Annotated in this window: 23 protein-coding genes; 12 read left to right on the top strand and 11 right to left on the bottom strand. The window is 63.5% G+C overall.

Going from position 1 to position 24,363, the window contains the following annotated elements:
- Window positions 1–20 precede the first annotated feature (20 nt).
- Both ACZ2HM_RS21605 and ACZ2HM_RS21600 read left to right on the top strand, forming a co-directional pair.
- On the top strand, window positions 21–578 hold the full coding sequence (locus tag ACZ2HM_RS21605) for a gamma carbonic anhydrase family protein (protein ID WP_043150329.1): 558 nt from the start codon (window positions 21–23) through the stop codon (window positions 576–578).
- Window positions 575–1,150, top strand: coding sequence for a malonic semialdehyde reductase (locus ACZ2HM_RS21600; RefSeq protein ID WP_043150272.1), 576 nt, complete (start codon window positions 575–577; stop codon window positions 1,148–1,150). The genes ACZ2HM_RS21605 and ACZ2HM_RS21600 overlap by 4 nt, the downstream gene beginning before the upstream one ends.
- A 33-nt stretch (window positions 1,151–1,183) precedes the next feature.
- On the opposite strand, the gene ACZ2HM_RS21595 is transcribed toward ACZ2HM_RS21600, so the two are convergent.
- The 3 genes from ACZ2HM_RS21595 to ACZ2HM_RS21585 form a co-directional block, all read right to left on the bottom strand.
- Complete coding sequence (locus ACZ2HM_RS21595; protein ID WP_043150274.1) at window positions 1,184–2,407, bottom strand: cytochrome P450; 1,224 nt, start codon at window positions 2,405–2,407, stop codon at window positions 1,184–1,186.
- A 79-nt stretch (window positions 2,408–2,486) separates the two neighbouring features.
- Entirely contained in the window at window positions 2,487–3,650 is a 1,164-nt protein-coding gene (locus ACZ2HM_RS21590) for an acyl-CoA dehydrogenase family protein (protein ID WP_470426990.1), read from the bottom strand.
- An 18-nt stretch (window positions 3,651–3,668) separates the two neighbouring features.
- Window positions 3,669–4,331 (bottom strand): GntR family transcriptional regulator, encoded by a 663-nt coding sequence (locus ACZ2HM_RS21585; RefSeq protein WP_235209603.1) that lies wholly within the window; start codon window positions 4,329–4,331, stop codon window positions 3,669–3,671.
- Window positions 4,332–4,488: 157 nt separating this feature from the next.
- Between ACZ2HM_RS21585 and ACZ2HM_RS21580 the strand changes: the two genes are divergently transcribed.
- A complete protein-coding gene (locus tag ACZ2HM_RS21580; protein WP_235209604.1) occupies window positions 4,489–4,941 on the top strand; it encodes a hypothetical protein in 453 nt (150 codons plus the stop codon).
- Window positions 4,942–4,964: 23 nt separating this feature from the next.
- Here the strand turns inward: ACZ2HM_RS21580 and ACZ2HM_RS21575 are convergent, their stop codons facing one another.
- From ACZ2HM_RS21575 to ACZ2HM_RS21565, 3 genes are read right to left on the bottom strand one after another with little or no spacing between them, the layout of a single operon-like run.
- On the bottom strand, window positions 4,965–5,678 hold the full coding sequence (locus ACZ2HM_RS21575; RefSeq protein ID WP_043150276.1) for a TetR/AcrR family transcriptional regulator: 714 nt from the start codon (window positions 5,676–5,678) through the stop codon (window positions 4,965–4,967).
- A 6-nt stretch (window positions 5,679–5,684) separates the two neighbouring features.
- Entirely contained in the window at window positions 5,685–6,050 is a 366-nt protein-coding gene (locus ACZ2HM_RS21570; RefSeq protein ID WP_043150278.1) for a hypothetical protein, read from the bottom strand.
- A gap of 16 nt (window positions 6,051–6,066) precedes the next feature.
- Window positions 6,067–7,302, bottom strand: a complete 1,236-nt coding sequence (locus ACZ2HM_RS21565; protein WP_043150280.1) for an acyl-CoA dehydrogenase family protein — start codon at window positions 7,300–7,302, stop codon at window positions 6,067–6,069.
- 205 nt (window positions 7,303–7,507) lie between these two features.
- On the opposite strand from ACZ2HM_RS21565, the gene ACZ2HM_RS21560 reads away from it, so the two are divergent.
- Genes ACZ2HM_RS21560 through ACZ2HM_RS21545 form a run of 4 tightly spaced genes read left to right on the top strand, consistent with a single transcriptional unit; the run spans window position 7,508 to window position 12,207 of the window.
- The gene (locus tag ACZ2HM_RS21560; protein WP_043150282.1) at window positions 7,508–8,344 is read left to right on the top strand and encodes an SDR family NAD(P)-dependent oxidoreductase; all 837 of its coding nucleotides are present in this window, start codon (window positions 7,508–7,510) and stop codon (window positions 8,342–8,344) included.
- A gap of 20 nt (window positions 8,345–8,364) precedes the next feature.
- Window positions 8,365–9,942 (top strand): phytoene desaturase family protein, encoded by a 1,578-nt coding sequence (locus tag ACZ2HM_RS21555; protein ID WP_463266120.1) that lies wholly within the window; start codon window positions 8,365–8,367, stop codon window positions 9,940–9,942.
- Window positions 9,943–9,954: 12 nt separating this feature from the next.
- Window positions 9,955–11,049, top strand: a complete 1,095-nt coding sequence (locus ACZ2HM_RS21550) for a phosphotransferase (RefSeq protein ID WP_043150335.1) — start codon at window positions 9,955–9,957, stop codon at window positions 11,047–11,049.
- Window positions 11,050–11,067: 18 nt separating this feature from the next.
- Complete coding sequence (locus ACZ2HM_RS21545; protein WP_043150283.1) at window positions 11,068–12,207, top strand: epoxide hydrolase family protein; 1,140 nt, start codon at window positions 11,068–11,070, stop codon at window positions 12,205–12,207.
- Window positions 12,208–12,209: 2 nt separating this feature from the next.
- Here the strand turns inward: ACZ2HM_RS21545 and ACZ2HM_RS21540 are convergent, their stop codons facing one another.
- The 5 genes from ACZ2HM_RS21540 to ACZ2HM_RS21520 all read right to left on the bottom strand — a co-directional run bounded on the left by ACZ2HM_RS21540 (window position 12,210) and on the right by ACZ2HM_RS21520 (window position 18,025).
- The gene (locus ACZ2HM_RS21540) at window positions 12,210–13,040 is read right to left on the bottom strand and encodes an SDR family NAD(P)-dependent oxidoreductase (RefSeq protein WP_043150285.1); all 831 of its coding nucleotides are present in this window, start codon (window positions 13,038–13,040) and stop codon (window positions 12,210–12,212) included.
- 19 nt (window positions 13,041–13,059) lie between these two features.
- Window positions 13,060–14,433 (bottom strand): phosphotransferase, encoded by a 1,374-nt coding sequence (locus tag ACZ2HM_RS21535; RefSeq protein ID WP_043150287.1) that lies wholly within the window; start codon window positions 14,431–14,433, stop codon window positions 13,060–13,062.
- Complete coding sequence (locus tag ACZ2HM_RS21530) at window positions 14,430–14,807, bottom strand: nuclear transport factor 2 family protein (RefSeq protein ID WP_037473643.1); 378 nt, start codon at window positions 14,805–14,807, stop codon at window positions 14,430–14,432. Before ACZ2HM_RS21530 ends, ACZ2HM_RS21535 begins: the two co-directional genes overlap by 4 nt.
- A gap of 2 nt (window positions 14,808–14,809) precedes the next feature.
- Window positions 14,810–17,230: a TonB-dependent receptor gene (locus tag ACZ2HM_RS21525; protein ID WP_470426989.1), complete on the bottom strand. Its 2,421-nt coding sequence runs from the start codon at window positions 17,228–17,230 to the stop codon at window positions 14,810–14,812.
- A 144-nt stretch (window positions 17,231–17,374) separates the two neighbouring features.
- On the bottom strand, window positions 17,375–18,025 hold the full coding sequence (locus ACZ2HM_RS21520) for a TetR/AcrR family transcriptional regulator (protein ID WP_161774232.1): 651 nt from the start codon (window positions 18,023–18,025) through the stop codon (window positions 17,375–17,377).
- Window positions 18,026–18,174: 149 nt separating this feature from the next.
- Between ACZ2HM_RS21520 and ACZ2HM_RS21515 the strand changes: the two genes are divergently transcribed.
- From ACZ2HM_RS21515 to ACZ2HM_RS21495, 5 genes are read left to right on the top strand one after another with little or no spacing between them, the layout of a single operon-like run.
- Complete coding sequence (locus tag ACZ2HM_RS21515) at window positions 18,175–19,797, top strand: GMC family oxidoreductase (protein ID WP_043150289.1); 1,623 nt, start codon at window positions 18,175–18,177, stop codon at window positions 19,795–19,797.
- A complete protein-coding gene (locus tag ACZ2HM_RS21510; protein ID WP_043150290.1) occupies window positions 19,794–21,284 on the top strand; it encodes an aldehyde dehydrogenase family protein in 1,491 nt (496 codons plus the stop codon). Before ACZ2HM_RS21515 ends, ACZ2HM_RS21510 begins: the two co-directional genes overlap by 4 nt.
- A gap of 3 nt (window positions 21,285–21,287) precedes the next feature.
- Window positions 21,288–22,448 (top strand): sulfotransferase family protein, encoded by a 1,161-nt coding sequence (locus tag ACZ2HM_RS21505; protein WP_043150291.1) that lies wholly within the window; start codon window positions 21,288–21,290, stop codon window positions 22,446–22,448.
- Entirely contained in the window at window positions 22,435–23,613 is a 1,179-nt protein-coding gene (locus ACZ2HM_RS21500; RefSeq protein WP_235209609.1) for a hypothetical protein, read from the top strand. The genes ACZ2HM_RS21505 and ACZ2HM_RS21500 overlap by 14 nt, the downstream gene beginning before the upstream one ends.
- Window positions 23,595–24,362, top strand: coding sequence for an SDR family NAD(P)-dependent oxidoreductase (locus ACZ2HM_RS21495; protein WP_235209610.1), 768 nt, complete (start codon window positions 23,595–23,597; stop codon window positions 24,360–24,362). The genes ACZ2HM_RS21500 and ACZ2HM_RS21495 overlap by 19 nt, the downstream gene beginning before the upstream one ends.
- The last annotated feature ends 1 nt before the right edge of the window (window position 24,363 follow it).

The following is a 24,363-nucleotide window of genomic DNA, read 5'->3' as shown; positions in this document are numbered from 1 at the left end:
TCGGTTGAAGGATGATCGCGATGTCCCCCGCCTATGTCGATCCGACCGTTCGCCTCTTCGGCGACGTTCGGCTGGGTGAGGATTGCAGCCTATGGCCCTATGCCGTCATCCGGTGCGAGCGGGCGTTCGTCTCGGTGGGCCGCTGCGCAAGCGTGCAGGATCATGCGATGGTCCATATCGGCTGGGACGATCCGACCGTCATCGGCGATTATTGCACCATCGGCCACCGCGCCGTGGTGCATGGCTGCACGATCGAACCGGCCTGCCTGGTCGGGGTTGGGGCAACGATCATGGAACGATGCGTCATTGGCCATGGGTCAATCGTGGCGGGGCATAGTTTCCTGCCCCCCGATACAATTGTACCGGCCCATTCGCTGGTGATGGGAACGCCTGGCCGGGTCGTGCGCCAAATCGACAAATTGCGCGACCATGTGATCGACGCGCTGCTCTATCGCGACAATGCGCGCGGCTATGCGCGGGGCGATCATCGGGTGTGGAACCGAGCGGACCGGGAGGCGCTTGGCAGGGAGGCGGACGACATACTTGCTGGCGAAGCGCCGAGTTGGGGAGCTCCATGACCGACATATTGGACCGGCTGTTCCGGCAGGCGCGTACCCATAATGGCTGGACCGACCAGCCCCTTACCGGCGCGATGGTGCGCACGCTCTACGATCTGGCCAAATGGGGGCCGACGACTGCGAACAGCAATCCCGCACGGTTCGTCTTCATTCGTTCGGCGGAGGCGAAGGCGCGGCTGATGCCGCACATCAATGCGGGCAATGTCGATAAGGTCGCGCAGGCGCCCTGCACCGTCATCATCGCGGGGGACACGCGATTTTACGAGGAATATGCTACCCTGTTCCCGTCCCGCGACATGCGGAGCGTGTTCGAGGGGAAGGATGCGCTGATCGCCGAGACGGTGGCGCGGTCATCGACCTTGCAGGGCGCTTATCTCATCATGTCGGCGCGAACGCTGGGGCTGGATTGCGGGCCGATGTCGGGCTTCGACGCGGCGGGCGTGGACAGTGAATTTTTCCCCGATGGACGGTGGAAAGCTAATTTCCTGTGCAATATCGGCTATGGCCGAGCCGAAGCGCTGCATCCGCGGAACCCGCGCCTGGATTTTGACGCAGCCTGCCTGGACCTATAGGGCGTCCGTCGCGAGACGAACGCCCGCCATCGATCAGGCGGCAGGGGTCCAGACCAGCGGGAGTGCGACGGGCTGGATCATGCCCAGATGGCATTCGACCGTGTGACCCGGCGCAATACGGAATTGCGGGATGCGGGCGAGAAATTCCTCCATCGCGATCCGTAATTCCCGCCGCGCCAGATGCATGCCCACACAGGTATGGATACCAAAGCCAAAGCCGACATGGCGTGGCTTACGGTCTAGCCGCACCTGTGTCGGCGCATCGAACTCGGCCGGATCGCGGCCCGCGAGCGTGGTCGACATCGCGACCTTTTCCCCCGGCATGAAGCGCACGCCGGCGACTTCCGTTTCCTTGATGCAGGTGCGAAAGGTCGTGACCGCGCCATAGGCCCGCATCAGTTCATCAATCGCATGCGGGATGTCGGACGGATTGGCGCGCAGATGCGCCTGATCCTCCATCGCGCTGCCCAGATGTCGGAAATGCAGACCCATATTGGTCGAGACGGTATCAAGCCCGCCGATGAACAGGTTGAACATAAAGCCCAGCAGTTCATCCTGCGTCAGTGGCCGATCGCCGATCCGACCCTGCACCCCGAAGCTGATAAGGTCGTCGCGCGGATTGGCGCGTCGATCGTCAATCTCCCCGCCCAGATAATCGAGCACGCTGCGTGTGGCCTCGGCAATCTGCGCGAGGTCGTGATTGTGGAGCAGGTTCTTTTCCCACTCCATGAATTCCGCTACCCGGTCATGCGGCAGCCCCATCAGATCCATGAACACCTTGATCGGAAATTCGAACGCGAACTCGCTCATGAATTCGCACGAACCGAGCGCGGCGAACGCGTCGATATATTCGATCGCATATTGACGGATCTTGCCCTCCAGCGCGGCCATCGCCTTGGGCGTGAAGGCCGGGTTTACCATCTGGCGGAACGGGCCATGGGCGGGCGGGTCCAACTCAGCGGGCGAATTAATCCAGTTGCCGCCGACCAGTTTGGAATAGGGGGAAAAATCGGTCGACGAAAAATGTTCGGTGTCCAGGTAAATGGCGCGCAGATGCGCCATGCGCCGTGGCACCCAGGCTGCGGTTCCGCCCGGATAGGCGTGAGGCGCATAGATGATGTCGGGGCCTTCATGCACCGCCATCGCCATATCGTCGAACGGATCGCGGTTCGTCGTCATGCCAAAGATGAAGGGAAAGTCGGGCTTGACCAGATCGGCCGGCACATGGTCGGGAATGGGTTGCGGGGGGAACATCATGATCGTCTGTCTCCTTGATCGGCGGGGAGACTGCGCGCCCGCCCCCGCCATTTCACCTGTCTTTCAGAAGGGCCGGGGTTCAGAAGGAACGCGGCAGCCCTAGGCTTTCGGCGATGCCGTTGCGCACCATTTCATTGGTGATAGGGCCGATCCGCCACAGTCGGCTGTCGCGCCAGTAACGCTGCATGTCGGTTTCGGCGGAATAGCCCATCCCGCCCAATATCTGGATGCCCAGGTCTGCGGCGGCATTGGCGTTTTCCGATGCCATGAGTTTGAGCATATTGGCCTCCACCCCGACATTTTCGCCGCGCGCCTGTTTGTCGGCGCAGAAATGCAGCATTAGTTCGGTGGTCTTCTGCATGGTCGCAATGTCGGCGACATAATGTTGCAAGCTCTGGAATCGGCCGATGACCCCGCCGAACGCCTTGCGCTGCTTCATATAATCGAGCGCATCTTCCAGCACGCCGTCGATGACGCCAAGGCAGAAGGCGCCGACCATGATCCGTTCATTGTTGAGCGTGGGCAGCAGCATGTACCAGGCCTTGTGCGGTTCCCCCAGCACCTGTTCGTCGGCGACCAAGGCGTCCTCGAAATGCACCGAGCAACTGCCCATCGAGCGCATACCGAGTTTGGCGAGCGGGGTGATCTTCACGCCCGCTGTGTTGATCGGCACCCAGAACAGGGTCAGCCCCTGGTGCTTCTTTTCAGCGTCCTTGTCGCTGCGCGCGATCACCAGCAGATAGTCGGCGACATGGGCGGAGGAGGACCAGATCTTTTCGCCATTGAGTTTCCAGCCCCCCTCGACCCGTTCGGCTGTCGTGGTCATCGCGCCCAACAGGTCGGTGCCGCCGCTCGGCTCGGTAAAGGCGATCGCGGCCTTCAATTGCCCGGTGGCGATCAGCGGCAGATATTTCGCCTTTTGTTCGGGCGACCCATAAAGGCCGATCGATTTCGACCCGGCAAAGCTGGTGATGCCCCAGATCCAGGCGAGGCCACCCAGCGACCGGGCCAGTTCGCGCGCCAGCAGCATCTGCATGACAACATCGCCGCCTTGCCCGTCATACTCCTCCGATATGCCGATGCCGTGAAAGCCCGCTTCGGTGAATTTGTCCCACAGCGCGAAGGGGTAGTTGTGTTCGTCCTTTTCCAGCGCGCGCGCCCATTCCTTGGGCACTTCCTTGTCGATCCAGCGCCGCGCCATGTCCTGAAAGGAACGATATTCCTCTGGCAGTTCGAAATCCATGTCCTGTGTCTCTCTTGCTTATCGGGAAGGGTGATCGGATGCGGCCGGGCAGCCTGCATCTGCGATGGCGATCAGGCGCGTGGCCATGCGATCGAGGCAGGCCAGCACGCCGGGATGGTCGCCCGCCTTGAACGCCGCGAGGATCGCCTGATGCTGTTCCAGGCCAATCGTCGTCAGCGTCTGGAGGCCATGCAGCAGGATGAAGCGGGCGATCAGACCGCGCCGGTCAAGGGTCGAGCGCAGCAGTTCGCGGTTCGCCGACGCGGTGATGAAGATGGTGTGGAAATCCAGCCCAGCGGCAATCGCTCCGGCATAGTCGTCCCCGTCCAGCGCCGTGCGATAGTCAGCGATTGCCTGATCGAGCAGGACTGCTTGCCCTGCGCCGATATGGCCCATCCCCCAGGCATAGCCCAGCCGCCACAATTCCCATTGCACGCGCAACAGGTCGCGGGTCGCGGGGAAATCAATCGGGGTGACGCGCTTCAACCTATGCGCCTCGATCTCCACCAATCCTTCGGATGCCAGCGTGCCAAGCGCCTCACGGATCGGCGTGGCGCTGACGTTCAGACTGGCGGCGAGTGCGGTTTCGCGTAGCAAGGTGCCGGGCGCGATAGTGCCGGACACGATGGCGTCGCGCAGGCGATCGACCACCGCCTGCCGCAGGGTGGAGGGCGAACGCAACGGTTCCCCCATCATTCCGCCCGATGGCGGCAAAGACGGCGCTATGGCCGGTGGGAGGTTGGGCAATTCCATAGTCTATAGAATGATTGCGCCGAGCCCCAACTGCGCCTGTCGAGGGATAGGGTCGAGCGAGAGGGATGCAGGCTAGTGCGGAGTCATGAACTGCCCGAAATGTCGCGCGCCGATCGATGGCTTTGGAACCGGCTGCATTGCGTGTGGCCATAGCGGCGGCGACCTGCGCCGGGCATTGTTATGGACGCTGGTCCCGACCGGCGTGATTGCCGCGACGCTGGGCGCATCCATCGCCATCGCCGAAGCGCATCGCACTGGCAGCAGCCGAAACCGCTACAGCAATGCGATCGAGGAAAGGGATGCGCCCGGACGAACGCAATCCTTCGCCAAGCTGATGCATGATGCAGGCGAGGTCTGTACAAGTACGAAGCGTTCGCTGTTTCGGGGCGACATCGGCACCAATGCGGTCTGGGCCATTGGTTGCGGCGACACCGGCGACTGGATGATCCTGATCGCGGACAATGGCGCGACCCGCGTGGCGCAGTGCGGGCCGCTGGAAAAAGCAGGCACCCCATGCTGGACGCCGCTTGATTCTTGATCGTTCGGCGGGACGAGCCCGCTTTAGCCGACCGGAACGCCCTGCCCCACGGACCACCAGTCAAGACTCGGCCCGTCGCGCGCCAGCCGTAGCCACACCGTGTCGAACGCCGCAGCCAGCATGACGGGCGAAGCATCCAGCGCCCTGAAAGTCCGCAAGAGCATTTCGTCCATATAGGAACGCGGAGCCATGCCTCCCCGCATCAGCCGCCGCCGCGCTTCGATCGTGACCCCGACGATAAGGTCGACGGCCATGTCGCTGGAAGCGAAATCCATCTGCCCCTTCTGCCGGGCATCGTCGAGCGCATCGCGGACCATAAGGTCAAAGCTGCTGGCGCGTTCGAAATAATTGACATAATCTACGCGACAGGTAAAGCCGCTCCAGCGCGGATCATGCCAGGCGCGCAACATTGTGATCGCCACGCCGCCCACCGCGCGCAGCAACGGGGCGTCATCGTCATCGAACAGCCGACGATAATCGCCGATCATGCCCGCCGTCAGCCGCTCGCCCAGCGCATCGACGGCGGCTTCCAGCGATTCGAAATATTTGTAGAAACTGCCGCGCGACACGGCGGCCGCCTGGATCACGTCGTCGATCACCAGATGGCCGTTCGCCTGACCCGGCTGATACAGGTCGAATACCGTGTCGAGCAGCCGGTCGCGCATCCGTTCCCGCCGCAACGCCGCCGCCCGGCTGCGCGGGTCGATGGCGGGCGGGACGGATGTGGTCTCGGACATGGCCTGCTACTGCATCGGATGGAAATAGCGCGCAAGCAGGCTGCCATCGTCGCCGAACACATAATGTTCTATGCTGTAGACCTTCATCGGATGCCCGTCATGCACACCTTCGTTGCGGACGTAGATGACCGCTTCGTTGCCGCTGACCTTCACATCCTCCACCACCAACTGCCAGCCGAGAAACTGGTCGCATAGCGCCTCCAGCTTGTCCCACCCCGCCTCCACCGGGGCCGTCGCAGGATCCTGCACCTTGAACCCGCCCGGCGCTATGGCGCGGAAGGCAGCCATGAAATCATCGATCCGGCCTTCGCTGAACATGATGGCTTGGCTGGTCAGAAATGTCGCTATCTCCTGCGTCGTGGGTATCGGCATCCATTCTCTCCTGTTGTTATGCTGTTGCCCAAGCGGGTGCGGGCGCAATGTCCGGCAGCAGGCGGATGTTGGACGGCATGCCCGCAATCGCGCGGCCGTACAGCTCGATCGACAGCGGCGCGTTGAGCGCATTGTGGCGGGTGCCGACATTGAGGTCGCGCCAGAGGCGCTGGAGCGGGCTGGCCAGCGCAAAGGCGCCCGGCCCCGCCACGTCCATCAAGCGGTTGCCCGCCGCGCGCAGCAATTCCATCGCATAGCCGCAATCGGCCTGGATCTGCGCCTTGTCATAGCCGGTCAGCACCCGTTGCTGCGCGCTATCGTCCAGCAGCGCGGCGGCTCGGCGGATGTGGAGCCAAGCCGAATCGATCTCTATCGCCGCCCGGCCCATCAGGCCGACCAGCGCCTCCGACCCGCCCTGGCTGGCATAAGTCCACCCCACCACGGGCCGCCCGGCCATCGCCTGCGTCACGCCCTCCAGCAGAGCGCTCGCCGCGCCTAGCATCGGTGCCAGTACGCCCAGCGGAAACAGCGGCTCCATAGGCCAGCGGTCGCGCGGCTCCAGCCCTGCCATCGTTAGCAGCAGATCGGCCGATGGCGCGCGGCCCGTCCACAGGACCAGCGCTTCGGGCACGAAAAGGTCGTCCGCAACGATCATGTTGCTGCCCGACCCGGCCATGCCTGCGACGTGCCAGTTATTCTCGATCCGGCATGCCGCATCGCGCAGGTCGAGGAAGGCCATGGCCGCTTCGCCCCCTTGCGCCGTGTCGACCATGACCCCATTGAGCGCCCAATCGGCGTGTAGGCAGCCCGATCCATAGCCCCAGCGGCCCGACACGCGATAGCCGCCCGCCACCGCCACCGCCTTGCCGGTCAGGGCCGAAGCGCTGCAAAACAGTTCGTCCCCAGTGCGGAACAGCAGGTCGGTTGCCGACGATGGCAGGGCCAGAGCGGTGCCAGTGATCCCCGACAGCAAGCCATAGGCCCAGGCGGTGCCGACACAGCCTTTGGCCAGTTCCGCCACCGTTTCGATATGGGTGATGAGGCGATGGCCAGGCCCGCCAGCACGGCGTGGCGCCGTGATGTGAAAAAGGCCGGATTCCTGTAGCCCCGCCATCACTGGTGCCACGATCCGCCGTTGCCGCTCACAATCGTCGGCATAGCGTTCCAGCAAGGGCCGCAGCGATGCCGCAACCCTGACAGGGTCCATCACTTGGACGACGCGCCTGTGTGTCTGCATCATTTCGACCGGCATGATCGGCTCCCCTCCATCCGCTTGGATATGTAATGACATTATTGTCGTTATATGCAATGGCCAATTGTCGGTGGGATTTCATCTGCTGCTTTGGGAAGTCCCCCTGCCTCCCGATAGGCAGAGTGAAGACAATTGCCTTATAGGGTCTGGCGCTAGCCATCAGAGAGCCGGCGAACGGCTGGCACCCAGAGAGGATTTTCATCCGATGCGTAAGATCGACTTGCCTGCTTTCGATGCCGCCGCCTTCGCTGCGGCTTATGGTCCCTGGGCCGTCATCGCGGGTGCTTCGGAAGGCACCGGCGCCTGCTATGCGCGGCAACTGGCCGCCATGGGCATCAACCTGGTGCTGGTGTCGCGCCGCCTGCCTGCGCTGGAAGCGCTAGGGCAGGAACTGGCCGCAGAACATGGCATCGCCTTTCGCGCATTGACCGCCGACCTGACGGAAACGGGCGAGGGATCGCGCCTGGTGGAGGCGACGGCCGATCTGGATATCGGCCTCTATATCTCCAACGCGGGCGCGGACGGCGCGGGCAACAGCTTCTTTGGCGTGCCGGTCAAACGGTCGCTGCGCCTGCTGACCATGAACGCGGCCAATGTGCTGGAGGCCGTCCATGGTTTTGGCAACCGGTTCCAGGCGCGCGGCAAGGGCGGTTTCGTCATCATGTCGTCGGGCGCAGGCCTGGGCGGACAGCCATGGTTGGCGATGTATTCGGCGACCAAGGCGTTCGAATTGAACTTCGTGGAATCGCTCTGGGCCGAACTTGACGGCCAGAATATCGACATTGTCGGCGTCGCTGCGCCGATCATGGACACGCCCACCCTGCGCCGCGCGACCGAAGGGCTGGGGATGGATTATAGCATCGCTTATGATCCGGCCGAAGTGTGCGCGCTGGCGCTGGCCATGCTGGGCAAGGAGCCGCTGGTGATCGTGCCCGATGGTCCCGACGAAGACAAAATCCCGCAGATCCAGGCCGACCGCAAAACCCGCCTGCTGGCGCTGGCGGAATGGGGCAAGGCCTATACCGCCGCCGCCACCGCCTGAAGCAACAGAGGACAGAGAGCATGACCGATCAGGTGGACGTCGTCGTCATTGGAGCCGGGCATAATGGCATGGCCGCGGCCGGCTATCTGGCGCGCGAGGGCAAGAAGGTGCTGGTCGTCGAGCGGATGGCCAAGGTCGGGGGCATGACCAGTTCGGGCTATATGATCCCCGAAGCGCCCAATCATCTGGTGACGCCCTGCGCCGTCGAACTGCTGTTCGCGCGCAAATCCGGCATAATCGAGGATTTCGAGCTGGCCAAATATGGCCTCAAAACGGTCGATCCCGACCCGACCTATGCTTATCTGCACCCCGATGGCAGCTCCATCGCGCTGTTTTACGATTACAAACGCACAGCCGAGGACATAGCCCGGATCAACCGTAACGACGGCAAGGCCTATCTGGAATTCATGAAGACGCTGAACGTCATGATGGACATCGGCTTTCCGATGATGATGGCGGAACCAGGTCGGCCGGACATGAAGAACCTGTCCAAGATCATCGGCAGCGCAGTGCGCAACGTGCGGCTGAAGGACGAACTGGTCGCCCTGTCAAAGGCGACGGCGGATCAGGTCGCATGCGAACGGTTCGAACATCCCGCCACCATCGCGCTGCTGCTGGGCATCGCGGCGGGTGCGGGGCCGGTGGATGATGACGGCAATGCGGCGGCCTATATGATCTTTGCCGTCACGCATAAATATGGCACTGGCAAGCCGATCGGGTCGCTCCAGTCCTTTTCCGACGCGCTGGCGCGCAGCATCGAAGCGTCCGGTGCGACGATCCTGCTTAACGCCCCCGTCGCCGAAATCATTGTCGATGATGGCGCGGCAAAGGGCGTGCGGCTGGAGGATGGCCGGGTGATCCCGGCGAAGATGGTCATTGCCACCTGCGACCCGCGCACCGCCATGCGCATGACTACACCGGGCGGGGTCGATCGCGCACTAATGCAGCGGATTGAACATGCGCCCTCAAACCGGTCCAACGCTGCGCCGTTCCTGGCCAATATCGCGATGTCGGGACCATTGCGCCTGAAGAAGCATCAGGATTTGCGCCATGACGACGCGGACCTGAATAAGGCGGTCGGCCTGATCGGCACGTCCGAAGAAGTACGCGAATCCTTCGCCACCGCGCGGCGCGGCGACATTCCCGATCGCCATGCGATGTCGCTCAGCCCGCTGTCGAACAGCGACCCGACGCAGGCACCGCCGGGCGGATCGCTGGCCTATGTCTATCTGCCTGCCATGGCGGTGGATGCGCGCGAGGGCTGGTCGCCCGCGCTCAAGGACAAGACCATGTCATCGGTCATCAGCCATCTGGGCGAATATTATGACGGGCTGGACACCGAAGTCGGGCGTTTCGTGGAAACCGCGCGGGAACGGGAAAAGCGGTTGAACGTCACCAATGGTTGTGTAACCCATATCGATTTCGGCGCGCTGCGTTCGGGCGTGCATCGCCCCGCCACTGGCTTTGGCGGTCCCAAGCCGCCCTTCCCCGGATTTCTGATCGGCGGCGCGGGCGCGCATCCGGGCGGCGGCGTGTCGGGCATTGCCGGCCGGATCGCGGCCAATCGCGCGCTGCGTGAACTCAAGAAAATGAAATAAGGGATGGATGCCATGACAAGTTTCGTAAATCCGGTCGGCATCCCTGCAAAGCTGGAGAATGTCACTGCCGAATGGCTGACACAGATCATGCAGGCGCGCTATCCCGGCATCGTGGTGCAGGAGATGGAAGCAGTGTTCCTGCGCAACAGCCACACGACCAAATATCAGGTCAAGCTGACGCTCAACGATGTTGGAAAGGCGGCGGGTATCCCGGAGAATGTATGCCTGAAGGCTAATTGGGCGCAGTTCGAAAGCCAGGGCATCTGTCGGTTGGAAGCCCGGTTTTACGAAGATTTTCGCCGCCTCGTCGCCTTCCCCGCGCCCCGCTCCTTCTTCGAGGCGTGGGATCCGCGCGATGATAGCGGCCAGGGACTGGTCGTGATGGAGGATCTTTCGATCGAGGGCGGCCATTTCGGCGTCAGCACTGACCATATGGGCGTGGAGGAAGCCGCGCGCGCCGTCGCCAGCCTGGCGAAAATCCATGGTGCCTTCTGGGATAGCCCGGTACTGCACGCGGCCGACTGGCTGCCCGTGTCAATGGTGACGGCAGTCGACGCGCAGCAGCTACACATGATGTATAGTTTTGCGGAAGCAAACCATGCAATGCCTGAATATCAGGCGTTCCTGCCAAGCTGGATCAAGGGCGACCTGTCGCGGCTGCATACGGTGTTCGACGCGCTGGTCAACTTCGCGCAGCATAAGGAACAGGGACCATGGTGCCTGGTCCATGGCGACAGCCATCAGGGCAACAGCTATCTGCGCCCCGACGGCGAGCGGGTGTGGCTGGACTGGCAACTGGTACGCAAGGGGCGGCCGATCCGCGACTTCACCTATTTCCTGCTCGGCGCGCTGACGATCGAGGAGCGGCGCGCCAATGAACGCGACCTGTTGCGCCATTATCGCCGCTGCCTGATCGAAACCGGGGCGCAGGGCGTACCGGACGACGAGACATTGTGGGAATATTATCGCCGCTGGCCACCCTATGCGATGCAGGCATGGATCGCCAATATGGACGAGTGGGGGCAAAAGGGGATGCACATCGTCGAGCGTATCTTCGTCGCGGGCGAGGATTTGGGCACGGTCGAAGCGCTGGGCGTCACTTTCTAAAGATAAGGGAAAAGCGCCATGTCGGATTCCATCACGCCCTTTACAGTGGCCATTCCGCAGGAGGCTCTGGACGATCTGCATCGGCGGATCGTTCACACACGCTGGCCAGCAGCGGAGACGGTTGCGGACTGGAGCCAGGGCGTGCCGATCGCCGCGATGCGCGACTTGTGCACCTATTGGGCCGATGGCTATGACTGGCGGCGGTGTGAGGCGGCGCTCAACGCCCTGCCCCAGTTCATGATGCAGATCGACGACCTAGCGATCCATTTCCTGCATGTGCGCAGCCCCCGGCCCGATGCCGTGCCGCTGATCCTGACCCATGGCTGGCCCGGATCGGTGCTGGAGTTCATGAAGGTCATCGGCCCGCTCAGCGATCCTGCGACCGCCGATGCGCCAGCCTTCCACCTCGTCATCCCGTCCCTGCCCGGCTATGGTTTTTCCGACAAGCCCATCGCGACCGGATGGGGCGTCGAAAAAATCGCAGACGCCTGGATCACGCTGATGCGGCGGCTGGGCTATGATCGTTTCTTCGCGCAGGGCGGCGACTGGGGCGCGGCGGTCACGACCGCCATCGCCATGGCCGCGCCGCCGGAACTGGCGGGCGTCCACCTCAACATGCCGCTGGTCTTTCCCGAAGCCGGCGACTTTGCCGACCTGACGCCCGCCGAGGCCAAGACGGTCGAGCGGATGCAATATTATCAGGACCATGATGCGGGCTATGCCAAGTTGCAGGGCACAAGGCCGCAGACGGTCGGCTATGCGCTGGCGGATTCTCCGGTCGGGCAGGCAGCGTGGATCTACGAGAAATTCCAGGCTTGGACCGACAATGGTGGCCGGGCGGAAGACGCGCTGAGCCGCGACGACATGCTGGACATCATCAGCCTCTACTGGCTGACCAACAGCGGTGCTTCATCGGGGCGGCTTTACTGGGAAAGCGCGGGCGCGTTCAAGGCGCAGCGGCTGGACCTGCCAGTCGGTGTCAGCATCTTCGCGCAGGAAATCTTTCGCCCCTCGCGCCGCTGGGCCGAACGCAGCTATTCCGATCTGGTCCACTGGAACGAACTGCCGGTCGGCGGCCATTTCGCTGCGTTCGAGCAGCCTGCGCTGTTTGCAGTGGAATTGCAGGCCTGCTTTGGCGCGATGCAGCCCCGCGCCTGATTTCAGCTCGGCAGGAAGCTGAGTGGTGCGCCCATGGTTGCGCGGTAGGACACAGGCTGCTTGCCGTCCGTATCGCGCAGGCCATAGCCTTCACCCAGTTCCGCGCCGATCAGCGCCTTGCCTGACAGGGCGGCAAGATCAGGATCGTCCATCAACCGGTCGAGGACCAAGCCGGAAAATTCCGGGGTTTCCCAGGACGGCAACATCGCGCGCAACTCTTCGGGCAGCATTTCGGGTGGCATGGCGCGAACCGCATCGGTCAGGATGAAACCGGGCCACAGGGATACCGCCGACACGCCATGGGGCGCCAGGTCGATCGCCATGTCGGCGGTCATCTTGTCCGTTCCTGCCTTCGCCGCGCCATAGGCTGGACCGTGGAAATAGGACACTGCGCCGTAGAAGGATATGCTGGCGATCAGACCCCTGCCCGCCGCGACCATCATAGGTGCTGCATGATAGGCGGCGACATAGGCCGATCGCAGGCCGACATTTATCATGTCAGCCAGATGGAGTGGCTTTTCCCAGAAACCTCCCGGTGCGATCAGGTCCATTGCATGTACGGCCGCGACATTGTTGACCAGCAGGTCCAGCCTGCCGCCGGTCCACTCCGCCAGCTTGGCGAAGGCTGCGGCCACCGCATCATCGTCGCGATGGTCGCAGAGCAGCGCCAGCCCTTTGCCCCCGGCCCGGTCGATCTCCGCGACAACGGCGTCCAGTTCTAACCTGTCCCGCCCAGTGACGGCGACCCTATGGCCGCGCGATGCCAGGCCCCTTGCGATGCCACGCCCCAATCCGCGCGTTGCGCCTGTCATCAGCACCATCTTGTCGCTCATATGCCTGTCCCTGTTCTGTTCATGCCCTGCGCGTGACCGGCAACACCACATTGCTGGCCGCCACGCCCAGCGCAGTGGGGCCAAAAAGCTGGAGCTGCCGCCCCTCTATCGTGCCAAGTAGGGTGATGAGCGCCGCGTCCTCGTCCGGCCCGGCAGCGTTCACATACGCCTCCAGCGCCGTGGCGGCCGCGTTCCAGTCCTGAAACGGCCGATCCAGCAGCGCCGTCACATCGGCGATGTTGCGTGCGACCATATCCGCGCCATGGGCATCGGCGCGCTCCGCCCATTCGACCAGTTCCGCCACCTGCCTTTTCTGCATCTGCGCCCCTTCGTCGGCCATGGCCAGTCCGGCCAGCGTATCGGCGATCTTGGCCATCAACGGCGCATTGTCACCCTGTCGTTCGACCAGTGGCGGCAAATCGGGCAGCGCCACCCCCGACAGGGCGGACAGGGCCAGCAGGATCGACCGGCGCAGTGCCAGGTCGAACATCAGATAGACCGAATGAGGATCGCCCGCTTTGGGCGCACCCACGGTCCCGGTGAACTGCATCGTGCCCAGCAGGGAAAATTGCAGGACGTGGAACAGCACCGCGTCATGGTCGACCGGCTCGCCCGTCGCCTCTTCATAATAGCCGACCAGTTCCGCCAGCGGCGCGCCCAGCGGTTCGAAACTGTCGCGCATCCCCATCGTCGCGATATCGACCAGCGGATCGCCGATCATCGAAAATTCGAAATCATACAGCTTTGTCATCGCGCCCTGATCGACCAGATATTGGCCCGAATCGAACTGGATGAAGCTGGCTTGAGTGCGGTAATCCGGCACGTTGCGACGCAGCCAGCCGATCACGAACGCCAGCAAAGGTTCGGGGCGGCTCTTGGTGCGCCGATAATGCGGCATATAGGCGTCCAGCCCGGCCAGCGCGATCGCCTCGGCACCGTCCGGCTGGTGTAGCCCGGCCGCGACGAAGGGTTCGATCGGCAGCCGGTGCATCGCCGCGACGGCGTGCATATAGTCGCGCCCGATCGCGATCCTCGTTGCATCGTCCAGGGTAGAGAAATCGCGCGTACCCGCTATCGCTTCCATGACGATGCAGGGCGGATCGGCGAGATAGCCATGGATTTCCGGTACCGGCAGTCCCTGCCTGTGAAGCAGGTCGATCACGTCCGCCTCACGCTTGAGGTCGGGAAAGATCGACACGTCGCCGCCCCGGTTGCCGCGCAGGTGGAGGCGGCGCACCACCCCGTCCACCTCCACATTGGCGAACCAGGAAGGGCGCCAACGGATCAGCCGTTCCAGGCCCACGACTTTGCCGCCGGTCAGGTGTTCGACATAGCCGGTGATGCGCCCGACCGCCGCATCGTCATAGTCGTTGAGGGGGACGGGGCCGCTCACGGCGCGAAGGCCTCCGCTGCGGCGCGCGTGTCCATATATTCTCGCCCCGACAGAATCTGGCCGTCGCGGATCACCAGCAGATTATGATAGTCGTTGCGATAGACCCGGTCGGGGAAGATCATTTCGCCGCGCACTTCCACCGCGACCCTGTCCCCTTCGGCCGTGATGCCGACCACCTGCGCGCTGCGCCGCTGCGCCGACAACAGGCCGCCGGTTACGCTGGCGATGAAATCGGCGCGGCTCATGTCGCCAAAGCCTGATATCCACCATGTGCAGTCGGGATGCTGCAACGCTTCGATCGTTGCGGCGTCCCCCTCTTCCACCGCCTGCATGTAGCGGCGAGCGACCGCCTTGTTCGCTTCGAGGTCGGCCATGCTCATTCTCCCAGACGATAGCGCAGGGTCAGGCCATATTGGCGCGGCGGACCGAAGATAGCTGTGTTGAAGCCCAACCCCGCCCCCGATACGGCACCGATCGCCTGATAGGTCTTGTTAAAGACGTTGGTCATAGTGACGCCGACGTCGATCGGGCGGCCACCGACATTACGCCAGTCCAGCCGTATGTTGGCCAGGCCATAGGCTGGCAACGCCGTGTCGACGAAGGACAATTTGCTGGAATGATAATAGTCCGCCGACGCGTTGAGATCGCCCATCGCGCCCAGTGGGATGCGATATTGCGCGCCCAGCGTGAAGGTCGCCTTCGCCACCAGGTCGAACGGGATTTCCTGGGTTGTGAGATAAGCGGCGATCGGCGCAGGGGCGGTCAGTTCGCGCGTCTTGGTGTCGAGCAGGTTGCCGCCGAAGGTGAAGGTCAGCCGATCGGAAAACAGGATGCGTCCGTCAAAATCCAGCCCCGCGACGTGCGACTTGCCGGCATTGGCCAGCATCGTGCCCGACTGCGGATCGTTGTCCGCGCTGCAATCGCCATCGGGGGAAAAGGGCGCTTCGCCAAAGACCGGATCGCCCGCAACGCAGCCCGGCTGGGTCAGCAGGCCGCTCAGTGCGATCTGCACCCCGTCATAATAGCCCACAAAGCCCGACAGGTTCAGGCGGACGCGGACGTCGCCCAGCGTCCAGTCGGATCGCACCCCCAGTTCCAGGTCGGTGACTCGTTCCGGCCCGAAGGACTGATAGGGCGCCAGCCGCCCGCCGAAGGTGGGCGTATTGATGCCGCCGGTGCGATAGCCGCGCCGGGTGGAAATATAGGTGAAGAGGTCGGGCGTCACCTGCCAGTCGAAACCCACGGTCCAGGTGGGCGCATCGGATTTGGCGGTGTTGGTGGTTGCGCCGATCAGGATCGGGTTGGTCGATACGCATTCATTGGGGCGGACGGTCCCCTGGGTGGTGTTGTCGGTCGCCGTACAGGCGATTTCCTTGTCCCAGGTGTAGCGCAGCCCGGCGTTGAAGCGCAGACCCTGGGCGATTTCATCCAGCTTTATGTTGACGTTGCCGAACAGCGCTTTGCTCTTTTCGGTGTAGAAATTATATTGGAAGGTGCCGTAATTTTCGGCCGGCAGGAAAGGTGGCAGCACGACCTGGGCGATCGAACTGCCGCTGCCCGTCGGGCCGTAGGGCTGGCTTTTCAGATAAAATCCGCCCACCAGCCAGTCCACCCGGTCGTCAAGCGCGCTGCCCTTGATCTGCACTTCATTGGTATATTGTTCGACGTTGTTGACAGCGCCTGCGTTCAGCAGGGTCAGCGGCAAGCCGGCGGGCAGTCCGGCAGCAGGATTGCCAGTCGTGATCAGCAACGGCACGCCGTCGGTGTTGATATTATAGTTCACATAGGTTTTGCGATAGCCGAAGATGTTGGTGAAGCTGACCCCGCTGTCGCTCAGGTCGATATCGGTGCGGTTGGTGATGCCCCAGCGGCGGGTGCGGTTGATTGCGGGGGACACGTCGCTGTCGATGACGCGGGGACCACGCGCCTGCTGCGCCGCCAGCGCCTCCTGCATCGCGCTGCGCAGACCCAACAGGTCGATCAGGCTGGGATTGTCGAACAGGCTGGTCAGCAACACCGCGTCGCCGGTGTAGTTGTTGCGATACCAATCGAAGATAGTGAGGTTCTTGAAACCCTCGACTGGTTCGGCCAGCACGGACACGCGGAACGCGCGGGAATTGACGTCGTCCAGGTCGCCGCCCAGTCCGATATTCTTGGTATAACCGTCGCGCTTTTCGTACCGGCCCGCGACCCGTACCGCCAGCTTGTTGTCCACGATCGGGATGGACAGCGCGCCTTCCAATTGCTTGCGTTCATAGCGGCCGTAGCCCGCCTCAACATAGCCGCCCAGGACATATTCGGGCGCGGCGGGATAATAGAGGACGGCGCCGCCGGTGGTGTTACGGCCAAACAGCGTGCCCTGCGGCCCTTTGAGAACCTGGACCGATGCCATGTCATAGGTTGCGACGCCGCTGCCGAAGGTGGGCGCGGGCACATCGGCAAAATAGCTGACGACGGCAGGCGCGTTGGACCCGCTCAACGCCTTGGACTGGCCACGGATCTGGAACACCGAATTTTCGCGCCCGCCCGATCCGGACAGATAGACGCCGGGCGTCTTGATCATCAGGTCGGCGGTGGTTGCGATATTAGCTTCGCGCAGCATATCCGCGTTGAAGGCGGTGACGGACACAGGCGTCGACTGGATGCTTTCCTCGGAGCGGCGGGCGGTGACGACGATGTCGTCGATGCTAGGCGACGCATGGGGCTGCGCCGTTTGGGCGATCGCCAGGACCGGCAGGGCCAGGGGTGCAACGGACGTTAAAAGTACCGCAAGACGCGCGGTGAAAATCGGGCGCATTTCATCTCTCCCTGAGCAGCAGAACGTCATGTTCTCGCAAGCCTGACCTTTGCCAGTGCCGTCGGGAGAAGTAGAAGACGATCGTCTTAGTCGTGCCTATCGCCGGAGAGGGCCCTCGATTTTCGTCCATGACCCCGCCAATCGTCAGCCGGGCGTGTCGGCGGCTTCGACGAAGGGCGGCAGCATCAGCAAGGCGCAGCCTGCGGTGATCAGGTCTTCAAGATATTGGTCGGAGCGCGGATAGGCGCCGCCGGTCAGATTGGCGACCCGGTCCCCATAGCTGACGCCCATCAGGAAATTCGTCACCGCCACCGACAGGCGCATGGTGAAGACCTGGTCCGACATGGCGGCGCAGCATCCCCGCAACGCCTGATGAACCAGCGCGACCGCCGGTCCTTCTCTGGCTCGGTCAAAGGCTTCGTCAAACGGATCGTTCAGGATCAGGTGCAGGATGAACTGCGAATAAATCCACCTCTGCCGCCCTGCGAAGGCGTCCAGCACCGGCAACAGGAATAATTCGAGCAGGCCGCGAATATCGTCGGGCAGGCGCGGCAACCCCTGCATCCGCAGCATCCGGCAATCGTCCACTTCCGCCTGGCGGATGTCGTAAATCGCCCGGATCAGTAATTCCTTCGATCCGAAATGACGATAGATGGCGGAGTTATTGCCCTGCTTGGCGACGCGCAGGATTTCGCGGATGGATGCACCCTCGATCCCGCGTTCGGCGATGATTTCCTCCACGGCGAGCAGCAGCTTGCGCGCGCCGGGTCCATAATCTTCCCATTTACCCTTCATGCCCGCACGCATCGCAATTCGCTGCCGCCAAGCCAAGCGGAAAGCGAACCACCCGCGACGAGCGCGCCGACCGTCCACCTATCACCCGACAGGTGGGACTAAGGCCACGTCTATGGTCTTTAGCGGCTATGGCGAGGAACTCGAACGGCATGAACCAGAATGGCTACGACTATATCATCATCGGCGCCGGGTCGTCCGGCTGCGTCCTGGCGAACCGGTTGTCGGTCGACCCGGCGGTCAAGGTATTGCTGGTGGAAGCTGGCCCGGACGACAACAGCCCGCTGATCGCCATGCCGCGCGGCATCGGCAAATTGCTGGCGCCGGGCAATCCCCATGTGTGGGACTATGCCGTGTCGCCGGGCGGCAATGCGCCGCAGGAAAGCTGGCTGAAGGGGCGCACGGTCGGCGGATCGAGTTCGGTCAACGGCATGGTCTATGTGCGCGGTGCGCCGGCCGATTACGACGCGTGGGAAGCGGCGGGCTGCACCGGCTGGGGCTGGCAGACGATGGGCCGCCATTTCGTCGCGCTGGAGGATCATGCGCTGGGCACCAAGGCGTGGCGCGGGACCGGCGGCCCGCTCAAGGTGAGCATCCATCCGTCCGGCGATCCGTTGTGCGAAGCGTTCCTAAACGCGGCCGAGCAGGCCGGGACGCATCGGGTGGACGACATGAACGACATCCCTGCGGTCACGCAGGGTGGCATGGGCTATCAGCCGATATCCACCTATCGCGGCAAGCGCTTTTCCGCTTCGCGCGCTTTCCTGAAACCGGTGCGGGGACGCGCGAACCTGACCGTGGTGACCGATACCGACGTGCAGCGCATCCTGTTCGACGGGCAGCGGGCCAGCGGCATCCTGCTGCGTGACAAAAATGGCCTGCACGAAGTCGCGGTACGGCGCGAAATCATCCTGTCGGCGGGGGCCATCCAGAGCCCCAAATTATTGCAACTGTCGGGCATTGGCCCCCGCGCCCTGCTCGAATCGCTGGCCATTCCGGTCGTGGTCGACGCGCCCGGCGTCGGCGCCAATTTGCGTGAACATCGCTATCTGAGCTTTACCTACAAGGTGCGCGGCAACAGCCTGAACCAGAAACTGTCTGGCCTAGGTCTGATCGCGTCGGTGCTCCGATACTTCTTCGGCTCGAAAGGGGCGCTGACCCACGGCGCGCATGAAGTGGGCGGCTTCATCAAGACGCAGGCGTCGCCCGACCGGCCCGATGCCCAGATCGGCCTGGGGCTCTATTCCTTTCATACCGATGCGAAGGGCGCGGTGGTGCTGGACCCCTATCCCGGCATGACCGTCATCGCCTATTATCTGCGGCCCGACAGCCAGGGGCAGGTGCGGATCAGCGCCGCTGATCCCGATGCGCCGCCCGTTATCGACGCCAATCACCTGGCCACCGATGCCGACCGGCGGCACTTCGTCGCCCTGTTCCGCTGGCTACGCGATCTGGCCACGCAACCCGCGCTCAAGGACTGGATCGTCGCGGAAACCGGCAAAACCGTGGGCATCGAGACGGACGAGGACATACTGGCCAATGCCATCAGCCTTGGCGGCACGACATTCCACATCTGCGGCACCTGCCGGATGGGCGCGGACGAAGACGCCGTACTCGACCCGCAGTTGCGCGTGCGCGGCGTCACCGGCCTCCGCGTGGTCGATACCTCCATCATGCCGACTATTGTGTCGGGCAACACCAATGCGCCAGCGATGGCCATCGCCCTCAACGCCGCGGAGATGATCCTGCGGCCCGGACAGGATATCCACCCATGACCATCCCCTTCACAACGATCGACAAACTCTACATCGACGGCGCCTGGGTTGCCGCAGGCGCGGAGCGCGACGCTATCATCAATCCGGCGACCGAAGCGGTGATCGGCCACGCGCCTGTGGGCAATGCGGCGGCGGCGGAAGCAGCGATCGCGGCGGCCCGCGAGGCGTTCGACCATGGCGTGTGGCCGCGCATGGCGATGGCCGAGCGCGCAACCTATCTGCGCCGGATGCACGCGGCGCTGGACGCGCGGCGGCCGCAGATCGTCGCGCTGATCGTGGCGGAGGTCGGTTGCGCGCAGGGCGTGACCCACGGGATGCAGGTCGCCAATCCGCTCGACCATCTTCTCGCTGCGCTGGAACATTCAACGCGCGACGATAGTGTCCGCCTGCCGATCGACATCACCCCTAATCCCTTCGACCCCGATGGCCCCCGCAAAATGGGCGGCACGACGGTCGTTCGCGAGCCGGTCGGCGTGGTCGCAGGCATTACCGGCTATAACTTCCCCTTCCTCATCAACCTGGCCAAGATCGTGCCGGCGCTGCTGGCGGGCAATACGCTGGTGCTCAAGCCGTCTCCCTTCACCCCCTTTTCCGCGTTGCTGTTCGGCGAGATCGCCGACGAGATCGGCCTGCCCAAGGGTGTGCTGAACGTCATCACCGGCGGGCCGGAGGTTGGTACGATGCTGACCAGCGACCCGCGCGTCGACCTGGTCAGCTTCACCGGGTCCGAAGGCGTCGGCGCGGCGATCATGGCGCAGGCGGCCCCGACGCTGAAGCGCGTCCATCTGGAACTGGGTGGCAAGTCAGCGCTGATCCTGCGGCACGATGCCGATGTCGCGCGGGCGGCGGCGATGGCAGTCGCCGTGCTGTCGGTCAATGCGGGCCAAGGCTGCGCGCTCCTTACCCGCCTGGTCGTCCATAACAGTATCCGAAAGGCGTTCGTCGAAACCGCCTGCGCCGTCGCCAGCCAGTTCAAGATCGGAGATCCTGCCGATCCGAGTGTGGCGATGGGGCCGTTGATCCGCGAATCGCAGCGGAGCAAGGTCGAAAATCTGATCGCCATCGGCCGCGATGAAGGCGCGAAGATCGTCCATGGCGGCGGGCGGCCTGCGGGTCTGGACAAGGGTTTCTTCACCGACATCACGATTTTCGACGATGTCGACAACAGCATGACTATTGCCCAGGAAGAGGTGTTCGGCCCGGTCGGCTGCATCATCGGCTTCGACACCGACGAGGAAGCAGTCCGCATCGCCAATGATAGCCGCTATGGGCTGAATGGCGGCGTCGAAACGGCGGATGCGGCCAAGGGATACGAAATGGCCCTGCAAATCCGGTCGGGCAGCGTCATGCTGAACGGCGGCACCGGGCGCATGAGCTATGCGCCGATCGGCGGCTATAAGCGATCGGGTGTCGGGCGCGAATATGGTCCCGATTGGCTGCATGAATATCAGAATCAGAAGTCGATATTCTATCCGTTGGGGATATAAGCCATGGCAACGATCAGCAGCGCCCATGATTTCCCCGACGCCGATACGCTTCTGGACCGCTATCCCCTGCCCGACTATCTGCGCGACAATGTCAGGCCCGGCCTGACGATGTTGCTGGCGTCGATGGCGGAGGACCGCGATCTCAACGCCAATGGCCATGCCCGCGCCCTGCATATCGTCAACGATGATCTGTCGCGCCTGAAAGCGATAGCCGACGATCGCGCGCGCTACCCCGAAATTGCCGAGGTGGAGATCAGACAACCACTGTTCATCCTGGGCCTGCCCCGTTGCGGCACCAGTTTCCTCCATGCGTTGATGGACGGCGACCCGCAGGTCCGCACTCCACTGATGTGGGAAGTGGCCGAACCCTCGCCCCCGCCAGAGGCCGCGACAGCCAATACAGACCCGCGCATCGCCCGCTTCGACGCGCATCTGCGCGCGCAATTGGGCGCGGATGCCGACGAATTGCTCAAGGCCCATCCGCTCGGTGCCAAAATACCGCAGGAATGCGGGTCGTTCATGACCACGTCGTTCCAGAGCAGCAATCCCTGCATGTTCCAGCATCTCCCGCGCTTCTACGACTGGTTCAAGGGGATCGACGCAACCTTCCGCTACGAGGTGCACAAAATGTGGCTCCAGCATCTGGGCTGGCGCCATCCGGGCAAACATTGGGTGCTCAAGATTCAGGAGCATATGTACAAGCTGCCTGCGTTGCGCAGCGTCTATCCCGACGCGATATTCATTCAACCGCATCGCGACCCTACTACCGTTATCGCCTCCATATCCCAGCTTATCAGCGTCATTCGCGGGCCATCCTACGATAATCTCGACCTGCACGCGCTGGGGGCCGAGTTTCTGCAACTCTGGTGGGACGGGGTGAAGTGCAGCATGGACTATCGCAAAGCGCATCCCGAGCTGCCGATCCACGACATGCGCTACAAGGATCTGGTCGCCGATCCGGTCGCCACCATCCGCGCCGCCTACGACCATTTCGGCTGGGACTTCACGCCGGAATCGGAAGCGGGCATCCTTAGCTGGCTGCACGACAATCCGGCGGGCAAACATGGCGCGCGCAGCTATACGCTGGCCGATTACGGCCTGACCACCGATCAGGTCAGCGACCGGTTCGCCGAATATATAGAGACATATCGTGCCTACATCTGAACCGTCTGCCTGGCGCGGCTGGCTGGAGACGATGGCCAGCGCGGACAGCGTATTGGACAGGTTGACGGACCCCGCAGACCCGCAGGCGCGGGCGGAGGCGCATCGCCTGCTCTTTGCGGCGCTCGCCACCGGCTACCAGACCGCGTTCGCCGACGCCGATCAGCCCGATTTCGTGCCGTCGGTCAGCAATGTGCTGAACACCGTCGGGGTCAATCCCGACTTCATCTATGGCGCGGCGCGGATTGATGGTAGCGGTATTTACCGGCTGTCGGGCCAGCGTGGCGACGGGGTGTTCATCTTCATTGATCTGGTCGCAGGCGGGCTGGGACCGATGGAGCAACTGGGTCCATCGGTCGGCATGATCGACCTGGATGCCTGCACATTGGGGCCGGGCGGGGCGTTCGACATATTGGTCAGTGGCGAACGGCCGGACGGTCATACGGGCGACTGGTTCCCGCTCGATCCACGTGCCGTCACCATCGGCCTGCGCCATGCTTATTATAACTGGGGCGTGGGCCGGGAATTGCGGATCGCCATCGAGCGGGTCGACCGGCCCGTGGGCGGCGCGCCCATGCCTGCGGCCGAGATCGTGCATCGGCTCGATCGGTTGTCCGCCTTCGTCGAACGCTATGCCGGTTTCGCGCTGGGCTATGGCCAGCGACAGCGGGCGCAAGGCTTCATTAACAGCCTTGAATATGACGACTGGGCCGGACGCGGCGGCGTGGCCGGGCAGCATTATTATCAGGGCATTTTCCGGCTGGAAGCGGGGCAAGCGATGATTATCGACACCGCGATGCCCGATCAGGTCCGCTATTGGAATGTGCAGCTGAACGATCCGCTGTGGAACACGATCGACTGGATCAACCATCAGAGCAGCCTGAATGGCGGCCAGGCCGTTCTGGATAGTGACGGCCGCTTTCGCGCCGTGATCGCGATCGACGATCCCGGCGTGCCCAACTGGCTGGACCCGGCCGGGTGGCTGGAGGGATCGCTGATGCTGCGCTGGACCGGCGCGAGTTCGGGGCCGGAGCCGGTGCTGAAAATCGTGCCGGCGGCAGAGATACGCGCGCACCTGCCCAGCGATACGCCGGTGGTGACGCCAGAGCAGCGCGACGAAGCCCTCCGTCGGCGCAGGCGCGGGGCGCAATGGCGGCGACGCTGGTGATGGAATTTACCGGCAAGGTGGTCCTCGTCACCGGGGCGGGATCGGGATTGGGTCGGGCCGCCAGCCTGGCGTTCGCGCGCGAGGGGGCAACACTATGCCTGCTGGGGCGCAGCGCGTACAAGCTGGCGGAAACGGCGCGGTTGATCGGGGAAGCGGGCGGCCGTAGCGTGGAGCTACCCTTCGACCTGGGCGATGCCGATGATTGCGCCGCTTCGATCGCAGCGGCCATCGCGGCGTTCGGGCGGCTTGACGTGCTGTGCAATATCGCCGCCGATGTGATGTTCCACCAATTGCCGGACGTCACCGCCGCACAATGGCATCGCACCATCGCGTCCAACCTGTCCGGCCCCTTCTTCCTGATGCAGGCGGCGATGCCGCACCTGATCGAAAGCCATGGCAATATCATCAGCGTCGCGTCCACCGCGGGCTTCATGGGCCAGGCCTATCTGGCGCCCTATACAGCGTCCAAATTTGGCCTTGTCGGCCTGACCCTGTCGCTGGCGATGGAGATGATGGACATCCCGGTCCGGATCAACGTGCTGGCCCCCGGCCCGATGCGAACGGAAATGTTGCAGGGCATGGCATTTCCCGACTTCGCCGATCCCCGATTGCTGGCCCGTTACACCGGGATGCGACCGCCCTGTCCTCCGGAGGATGTAGTGGAACCGCTGCTGTTCCTGGCGTCCGACCGCGCGCGCCGGGTGCATGGCGCCTGCTGGGCGGTCGATGGCGGGATCATGGCCGGTTAGC

The organism is Sphingobium sp. KKT206 (genome assembly GCF_055640555.1).
Note: the sequence above shows the minus strand (reverse complement) of the source record. Positions and strands in the feature narration are given on the sequence as shown.

Coding starts and splice junctions, on each gene's coding strand:
- ACZ2HM_RS21605 (WP_043150329.1), top strand. CDS start 21: ATGTCCCCCGCCTATGTCGATCCGACCGTTCGCCTCTTCGGCGACGTT.
- ACZ2HM_RS21600 (WP_043150272.1), top strand. CDS start 575: ATGACCGACATATTGGACCGGCTGTTCCGGCAGGCGCGTACCCATAAT.
- ACZ2HM_RS21595 (WP_043150274.1), bottom strand. CDS start 2,407: ATGATGTTCCCCCCGCAACCCATTCCCGACCATGTGCCGGCCGATCTG.
- ACZ2HM_RS21590 (WP_470426990.1), bottom strand. CDS start 3,650: ATGGATTTCGAACTGCCAGAGGAATATCGTTCCTTTCAGGACATGGCG.
- ACZ2HM_RS21580 (WP_235209604.1), top strand. CDS start 4,489: ATGAACTGCCCGAAATGTCGCGCGCCGATCGATGGCTTTGGAACCGGC.
- ACZ2HM_RS21575 (WP_043150276.1), bottom strand. CDS start 5,678: ATGTCCGAGACCACATCCGTCCCGCCCGCCATCGACCCGCGCAGCCGG.
- ACZ2HM_RS21570 (WP_043150278.1), bottom strand. CDS start 6,050: ATGCCGATACCCACGACGCAGGAGATAGCGACATTTCTGACCAGCCAA.
- ACZ2HM_RS21565 (WP_043150280.1), bottom strand. CDS start 7,302: ATGCCGGTCGAAATGATGCAGACACACAGGCGCGTCGTCCAAGTGATG.
- ACZ2HM_RS21560 (WP_043150282.1), top strand. CDS start 7,508: ATGCGTAAGATCGACTTGCCTGCTTTCGATGCCGCCGCCTTCGCTGCG.
- ACZ2HM_RS21555 (WP_463266120.1), top strand. CDS start 8,365: ATGACCGATCAGGTGGACGTCGTCGTCATTGGAGCCGGGCATAATGGC.
- ACZ2HM_RS21550 (WP_043150335.1), top strand. CDS start 9,955: ATGACAAGTTTCGTAAATCCGGTCGGCATCCCTGCAAAGCTGGAGAAT.
- ACZ2HM_RS21545 (WP_043150283.1), top strand. CDS start 11,068: ATGTCGGATTCCATCACGCCCTTTACAGTGGCCATTCCGCAGGAGGCT.
- ACZ2HM_RS21540 (WP_043150285.1), bottom strand. CDS start 13,040: ATGAGCGACAAGATGGTGCTGATGACAGGCGCAACGCGCGGATTGGGG.
- ACZ2HM_RS21530 (WP_037473643.1), bottom strand. CDS start 14,807: ATGGCCGACCTCGAAGCGAACAAGGCGGTCGCTCGCCGCTACATGCAG.
- ACZ2HM_RS21525 (WP_470426989.1), bottom strand. CDS start 17,230: ATGCGCCCGATTTTCACCGCGCGTCTTGCGGTACTTTTAACGTCCGTT.
- ACZ2HM_RS21520 (WP_161774232.1), bottom strand. CDS start 18,025: ATGAAGGGTAAATGGGAAGATTATGGACCCGGCGCGCGCAAGCTGCTG.
- ACZ2HM_RS21515 (WP_043150289.1), top strand. CDS start 18,175: ATGAACCAGAATGGCTACGACTATATCATCATCGGCGCCGGGTCGTCC.
- ACZ2HM_RS21510 (WP_043150290.1), top strand. CDS start 19,794: ATGACCATCCCCTTCACAACGATCGACAAACTCTACATCGACGGCGCC.
- ACZ2HM_RS21505 (WP_043150291.1), top strand. CDS start 21,288: ATGGCAACGATCAGCAGCGCCCATGATTTCCCCGACGCCGATACGCTT.
- ACZ2HM_RS21495 (WP_235209610.1), top strand. CDS start 23,595: ATGGCGGCGACGCTGGTGATGGAATTTACCGGCAAGGTGGTCCTCGTC.